Here is a 7,045-nt window from a genome sequence, read left to right on the forward strand (position 1 = left end):
CGCCGCAAAATTCCCTGAATGGCTGTTGCGCGAGGCGACAGAATATTAGTGATACCTTGAATTTGCCAGCACAAGTTGCGATAGTTCTTCAAGGAGGGTATTGAATGGTTACCGCAGGCGTGAACCAAAGAAGATTACCCCTTGCGTTGGCCGGTCTCATTTGCGCGGCATTTTCCGTTGGGCCCATCGAGGCCCAAGCATATGACCTAGGCAAGACGCAATGCGGCGGAGAGTACGGCGGCCTTTCGATTGTCTTCAGTAAGAAGATGAAAAGCTTCAAGGATGTTGACGCCCTTCTTGCAAAAGCTGACTGGGCGAATAAGAAAATTTCAGCGGCAATTGATTACGCGAGCAAGCAGAAAACCACTGTAAGACTACAACTCAAGGGCGCCTGGAAAGCGGGAACTCCATATGGGGCCGACCCCGCTAATGATTTTGTTGTTCCAATAGGATCGGAAAAGTTTGTTGCCGAATACCTTGTTAAAGCGGGAATAGCCAAATCAGTCACTCATGCAAAGGGCTTTTGCGGAGGAGCCGAAATCAGCTACGCGGCCGTCGGGAAGGCTGCTGTCGGCGATTTAACGAAGGGTCAGCAGTTCGAGAGCTTTATAAAGTCTGCTGTGGCAAGATATGTCTCTCCAGCGCATGGCTCTTCCGATATTGTAGAAGGCCCCCTTTCTATCGCACCGATAGATCCGTACTACCCAACTAAGCGCATGACGATTATAGTGCCGTCGGAAATTTCTCGCGGCAACCGCGCAAAGGGTACCTGGGACAAGTACGACCTAATTGCGACGCTACTGGCACCCCGCGGTTCTGACTATCTGGTGGTCGTGCACACGGAGAATCTACTCGTTGCACCGAAGGTAAATGCGCGGAAAAGCCCGCCAACAGATGAACATTTTAGACGATTGGTCGGAGATGAATATAACAGTTATACAGAAGAATTTGTTGCCGCTGTCAGCTTTGGATCGTTTTTAGGCGGAAGCCCGAGCCGATGCAAGGCTGAGTTCGAGGGTGTGGAAGGCGAACTGCATCTAGGTTGCACTATGCAAATCGACTACAGGTAGAGAAATGAACCTCGGAGTTTTGCGAGCACTGGTATCAGTGATTGTAATTTTTGGACACCTGCTGGTGTTTCTTACTGCGATGGCTCTTGGGGTGTTCTCCCTTCTTGGTGGCGTGGACGCAATGCAGACCCTGCTGATGGCTAGCCCAGTGCTAGCTGTGATCGCGTTCGGCGCCTTTAGCAACGTTATTGAAAACAAGGCTGACCCGTCGGAAAGGACTAGAGTCTCGTTAATGTATGCGACTATTTGCGTTGTTTTTCCGTTGTTTTTGGTGGGACTTGTGCTTGCATTGTTCTGGCTTTTTTACCAACAGCTTGATCATTTTGGCCCAGATCAGCTAAAGATTACGCTGGGTGGTGTGGAAACCTTTTTCGGCGTATTCATTGGCATGATCTCCAAGTCATTGTTCGGGTATGCGCCCAACAGCGCGAAATGAGCAGCAGCCGACTTTGCGGGAGACGACGGTCCAACGTGCTATAGCGACGCACAGTTGGCTTCGAACAGAGTCTTGTCATACATCAAGGCTTCTGGATGCTCGGAGCGTACGATCTTGATCCAGTTAGACACATGGCTGACGCACGAGATGTAGGTCTCCTTGACGTGGGACTCCTGTCGGGGATCAAACGAGCAAAGCATCTGAGGATAGTTCTTCGTGAACCACTGGAGATCCACGGGGTTGCCGTGGACTTCCGCAACGTACTCCGAAATTGGATTAATCCGCAAATGCCGCACGTGAGCCTGTTCCTGCACATAGAGGTTCACGGTCTTGCCAGTCGCATCATCCTGACCGTAGCTCATCTCTGCGATTTGGGGGCATAGTGGAAACTTCTGGCTGGGGATAAAGTCGAGACTCGAACACCCCACAAGAAGCAGGCTTGAAAGCGCCGCCACGGGACCCTTTGGCATTGTGCGGCACTCCATCAGCCGCGCCCGTGAATCTTCTTTACGTTCTTCCGCCATGCCTTCATGAAGGCTGTGTTCTTCACTACTCCCAGTCCAACGAAGCGTATCGTGTTGACGTCGTCCTTGAAAACCAAATGGGTAGTAGCTTGATCGATCTTGTGCGCATGGGTGTGCTCCGAGTAGTTGGCACTGGCACCGAAGCTGATCCCGCAACAACTGAAACCACCGCCCGCGCTTGCAGAGAAGCTATGGTCGTAGTCGTATGACCAATTCTGCGTATTGAGGAATTCAACGGCAAAGCCGCGGACTAAAATGAGGCTCGTAGGATAATAAAGAAGCGACCCCTTGTCGCCCAGGAACGGCGCGAAGGTGTGTGGATTGTCGATGACATGCTGACAATCGAAGAGCGTTGGATCGAACCAGCCACCATACGTGATCTCAACTCGAAACGCAGACTCGCAGTGCAGGTTCATCTGCGTCAGCGTGTTGAAGTCTTCCTGGATGGCGGTATGTTCGCTCACGTTGGCATGTGCGCTTATGAAGGCGTAACTACCGCTACCGCTCGCTCCCCAGTCAGTTGTCATTGACGTCGAGGTGCCGGTGCTGTGGTCAAGTGTTGCATCAAAGTGCCCGCCGCCGGTCGTTAGGATCGTCTTCAGATCCTGCTTCCATTCAACATAGCGCCGGCTGTCGAACATCGCGTTTTCCGAACCTGCCATCGTGCTCAAGTAACCGACATCAAACGAGTCGCCGTTCGAATACAGGTGGTCGGCATGAACCGGGTAGCCGAGCTGCATGGGCAGACTGTCGAAAAGGTCCAGCTGGTCCCTTATCTTCCGGTCTTCGGGATCCGGATATTGCCCGTTTAGGAGAATCTTGCGATCTAAACGGTAGTCCTTCAGAAGGTCCTGCTGCTCAAGAACGTCGTCCCAATTTCCCTGGTACTGGGACCACTTGAGATACTGCCCTTGATCACCAACAGCGAAACCGTGTCCCCGAGCGTATTTTTCCCAATTCGCGGTGTCCTCCGCGAGCAGCTTGCCAATCTTCTTCTTGCATGCCGCAATCTGCTTCTGCAGGTTAGCGAGTTCCTTTTCCTCAGGCGGCGTCAGATTTTTTTTTGCTACGAATTTAATAAGGATGTTCAGGAAGTCGCCATAGACGTTTGCGAGTCGCGCAGCGCTGATGGCGACTTGATCGTCGACTGCCTGAGGGACAACGACATGGTCCCCACGATCCAGCAGATTGTAGTAGGACCACCAGATGTATCCACCTGCGCTCGCTTTGTCGTTGCTTATTGAGACGGGGTCGGCCACCAGCTTCAGCTGCAGGAATTCTTCTGCCTTGATACCGGTCACGTTCACCTTGAGAAGATCGTAATAATCGTTAAGGCTTACGTTCAACGCTTGGGCGAATCCAATAGGCCTAACTGGGCTTGTCCCAGACATCTATTCGTCCCTCTTTTTTATGGAAGGCTAATATACTGTGCGGACAGCAGTCTGTCGAGCTCTTTCGCGCGACAGTGGGCGCGGGCCGACCGCCGGAGGTCCAGCGTCGATTAGTCAATTTCCATGTGACGGGGACTCAGCTATCGGGTTCTCTTTTGGTGTCCTATTGTCGCCGGGAAGGATTCGGGGGGGAACAGCAGCGTGACGCCAAGGGAATTCATTGCGAAGTGGCAGAACTCCCAGTTGAAGGAGCGAGCCGCCGCCCAAGCACATTTCCTAGACCTGTGTAGGCTGCTGGACGAACCAGCGCCGGCCGACGTTGATCCGACAGGAAAAGACTATGGATTCGAGGTTGGTGCCTCGAAGACAACCGGCGGCCAAGGGTTCGCTGACGTTTTCAAACGCAACTGCTTTGCGTGGGAATATAAGGGCACCAAAGCCAACCTGGACACCGCTTTTGCCCAGCTCCAGCGGTATGCGGTCGCCCTTGACAATCCGCCGCTGCTTGTTGTGTCCGACATCGGCACGAGGATTAGAATTCATACGAACTGGACCAACTCTGTTTCGAAAGTTTATGAGATCGCCATTGCCGAGCTTGAAGACCCGGAAAAGCGAAGTTGGCTGAAGGCAGCGCTGTCCGATCCGGATGGCCTTCGCCCGACCAAGACCCGGCAGGAATTGACCGAGGAAGTCGCCGGCGACTTCGCTCGGCTGGCGCGCTCCCTACGTGCTCGAGACCACGGGCCGGAACAGGTGGCGCACTTCATCAACAGGCTCGTCTTCTGTATGTTCGCCGAGGACGTGAAGCTGCTTCCGGACGCCATTTTCACCCGCATGCTGGAGCGGGCTCTGGAAGACCCAAGTGAATTCAGATCCTTCGCCCGAGACCTGTTTTCGGCCATGAAGGGGGGCGGCAGGATTGGCTTCGAGAAGGTCGCCTGGTTCAACGGCGGTCTTTTCGATGACGACTTCGCGTTCGCGTTGACGAAGGACGAGATCAAGATCGTCCATCATGCGGCGTCGCGATATTGGGGCGACATCGATCCCTCCATTTTGGGCACCCTCTTCGAGCGCGGACTCGACCCGGATAAGCGCAGCCAACTTGGTGCCCACTACACCGACCGCGACAAGATCATGATGATCATCAATCCGGTCATCGTGGAGCCTCTGTCGGCCGAGTGGGAGGCAGCGAGGACCCAAATAGCCAACCTGATGGAAAAGGCGGCGACCTCGAAGGGTGCTGCGGCGACACGAGCAAGGAACCAGGCACAGTCAATTCTTGACGGATTCCTGAAGCACCTTGCCGATTACCGGGTTCTCGACCCGGCCTGCGGTTCCGGAAATTTTCTCTATTTAGCCCTGCGAGCGCTGAAGGATTTGGAACACCGTGCACAGGTGGAGGCAGAGGCCTTTGGCCTGCCGAGGGGATTCCCACAGATCGGACCTGAGGTCGTGAAAGGCATTGAGCTCAATCCCTATGCAGCCGAGCTTGCACGCGTTTCCGTCTGGATCGGTGAAATTCAGTGGATGTTAAAGAACGGATTCGCTGCCAGCCAAAATCCGGTGCTGAAGTCTCTCGACAATATCGAGTGCCGCGATGCCTTGATGACTCGCGTTTCGATCGGCGAAAGAGGTGACGAATGGATCGAAGCCGAATGGCCGGAAGCCAATGCCATTATCGGCAATCCGCCCTTCCTTGGTGATCGAAAAATGAAGCCGGAATTGGGTCGCGATTACACCGAGGCGCTACGGAAGCTGTATAACGGCCGGGTCAGAGGCGGCGCCGATCTGGTATGCTTTTGGTTTGCCAAGGCGTGGCAGTACGTGGCGCGCGGCCAAGCGGAGCGGGTCGGCCTGGTTTCGACGAATTCGATTCGGGGCGGGGCGAATCGGGAAGTTCTCAGGCCGATCGTCGCTGATGGCTCAATATATTGCGCCTATCCGGATAAAGGATGGACGGTGGATGGAGCCGCTGTTCGGGTGTCATTGATTTGTTTCTCCCGTAACCGCCACGATGTCAGCACGCTTAACGGTACGATGGTGAAGCAGATCTTCTCTGATCTGACAGCAGCATCAAATGGTGTGGACCTGACCCGCTCAGCCGTCATCGGTCAAAACGAGCGAATAGCCTTCCAGGGAATCATCAGTTATGGGCCTTTTGAGATCGATGGTGACTTCGCCCGAGAGATACTGCGGGCCCCAATCAATCCTAACGGTCAGGGCAATGCGGCGGTTCTCAGACCATGGACCAATGGCCGTGACATAACACGGCGTCCTGAGGATCGATGGATCATTTTCTTCGATGCGGCCAGCACCGAACAAGAAGCAGCACTGTTCGAGGCTCCATTTGATCATGTTCGTCAGATAGTTCGCCCCTTCAGGGCCGAACGAGATAACGAGGAACTGAATCGATATTGGTGGCGACTTTGGCGTAGTCGCCCAGAGTTGTTCGCAGCTATTGCCTCTCTAAAGAGGATCATCATTACCCCGCGTGTTTCGAAGCATCGCCTCTTTGTCTGGCGTGACTCGACGGTGGTTCCTGATTCCGCCACGGTCGCGATCGCTCGCGACGACGACACCGCGTTCGGAATCCTTCATTCCCGCTTCCATGAGCTATGGGCGCTTGGCATGGGAACGTGGCTTGGTGTCGGGAACGATCCCCGTTACACGCCGACTACGACTTTCGAAACATTTCCGTTTCCTGAAGGACTAACTCCGGATGTCCCTGCGGCGGACTACGCAGACGACCCGAGAGCTGTTGCTATCGCTGATGCGGCGCGTCAGCTAGATAAGCTTCGCGAGAATTGGTTGAACCCTTCGGACCTCGTTCGACGAGAGGCGGAAGTCGTGCCCGGATTGCCGGAACGAATCCTTCCGCTGAACGAGGAAGCTGCGAAGATGTTGAAGAAGCGAACGCTAACCAATCTCTACAACGCGCGTCCCTCTTGGCTGGTCCATGCGCATTGCGCGGTAGACGATGCCGTAGCCGCAGCTTATGGCTGGCCCGCGAACCTTCCAGACGAGGAAGTTCTTGCTCTCCTTTTCTCCCTTAACCAACAGCAAGCAGCGCAACAGAGCTGAAACGGACGTGTTAAGCCGTACTGCGGCTTTGATTATCGGCTCATCCCAGACCAATCGGTACAGCTCTTCTCTCGATAGGGCGTCGGCTTGTCCTCGGGGGCTTTGGCGCCGTTGTCTCGGATCGCATTTAGGGAGGAGCCTTTAAAACATAAACGAGCGTTTATGTTTGACGAGGATCGATGAAATACGTCGGCTATTACCGCGTTTCGACCAAAAAACAGGCCCGATCTGGGCTCGGATTAGAGGCTCAGCAGCAGATGGTCCGGGAGTTTGCCGGATGCAATGGCGAGCTGGTCGGAGAATTCGTTGAGGTGGAATCTGGCCGGGACGATCGACGACTTGAACTAGAGCAGAATCTGATCACTCAGGCTCGTAGCCTGCGGCGCTGAAGTAGTTTGTGCATTCCTCGGCGGTGAAGCGGGGCAGCGCGTCGCGGATTGCGTCCCAAAGCTCGGGGATGTTGCGTGCGGCGGCTTTCCTGAGGATCGACTTCAGCTTCGAGAAGGCATTTTCGATCGGGTTAAAGTCGGGGCTATAAGGTGG

7 protein-coding genes are annotated in these 7,045 nt (G+C 54.5%); 4 read left to right on the top strand and 3 right to left on the bottom strand.

Annotated elements, in window-relative coordinates; genetic code table 11:
* The first annotated feature begins 104 nt into the window (after window positions 1-104).
* Window positions 105-1,070: a hypothetical protein gene (locus FJ958_RS06400; protein WP_140740776.1), complete on the top strand. Its 966-nt coding sequence runs from the start codon at window positions 105-107 to the stop codon at window positions 1,068-1,070.
* A 4-nt stretch (window positions 1,071-1,074) separates the two neighbouring features.
* Complete coding sequence (locus FJ958_RS06405) at window positions 1,075-1,506, top strand: hypothetical protein (RefSeq protein WP_140740778.1); 432 nt, start codon at window positions 1,075-1,077, stop codon at window positions 1,504-1,506.
* A gap of 38 nt (window positions 1,507-1,544) precedes the next feature.
* On the opposite strand, the gene FJ958_RS06410 is transcribed toward FJ958_RS06405, so the two are convergent.
* Together FJ958_RS06410 and FJ958_RS06415 are read right to left on the bottom strand one after the other, a co-directional pair.
* The gene (locus tag FJ958_RS06410; protein WP_140740780.1) at window positions 1,545-2,030 is read right to left on the bottom strand and encodes a hypothetical protein; all 486 of its coding nucleotides are present in this window, start codon (window positions 2,028-2,030) and stop codon (window positions 1,545-1,547) included.
* A complete protein-coding gene (locus FJ958_RS06415) occupies window positions 1,991-3,376 on the bottom strand; it encodes a hypothetical protein (protein ID WP_140740782.1) in 1,386 nt (461 codons plus the stop codon). The genes FJ958_RS06410 and FJ958_RS06415 overlap by 40 nt, the downstream gene beginning before the upstream one ends.
* Window positions 3,377-3,622: 246 nt before the next feature.
* Here FJ958_RS06415 and FJ958_RS06420 point away from each other — a divergent pair, with 246 nt between their 5' ends.
* Both FJ958_RS06420 and FJ958_RS06425 read left to right on the top strand, forming a co-directional pair.
* Window positions 3,623-6,502 (top strand): DNA methyltransferase, encoded by a 2,880-nt coding sequence (locus FJ958_RS06420; protein WP_140740784.1) that lies wholly within the window; start codon window positions 3,623-3,625, stop codon window positions 6,500-6,502.
* A 179-nt stretch (window positions 6,503-6,681) separates the two neighbouring features.
* Window positions 6,682-6,891, top strand: a complete 210-nt coding sequence (locus tag FJ958_RS06425; RefSeq protein ID WP_140740786.1) for a recombinase family protein — start codon at window positions 6,682-6,684, stop codon at window positions 6,889-6,891.
* On the opposite strand, the gene FJ958_RS31930 is transcribed toward FJ958_RS06425, so the two are convergent.
* Window positions 6,863-7,045: transposase (locus tag FJ958_RS31930; RefSeq protein WP_348642194.1), on the bottom strand; the 183-nt coding region annotated here is incomplete at its 5' end. The two genes, FJ958_RS06425 and FJ958_RS31930, sit on opposite strands and share 29 nt — an antisense overlap.

Source organism: Mesorhizobium sp. B2-3-5 (assembly GCF_006442395.1).
Classification (GTDB): domain Bacteria; phylum Pseudomonadota; class Alphaproteobacteria; order Rhizobiales; family Rhizobiaceae; genus Mesorhizobium.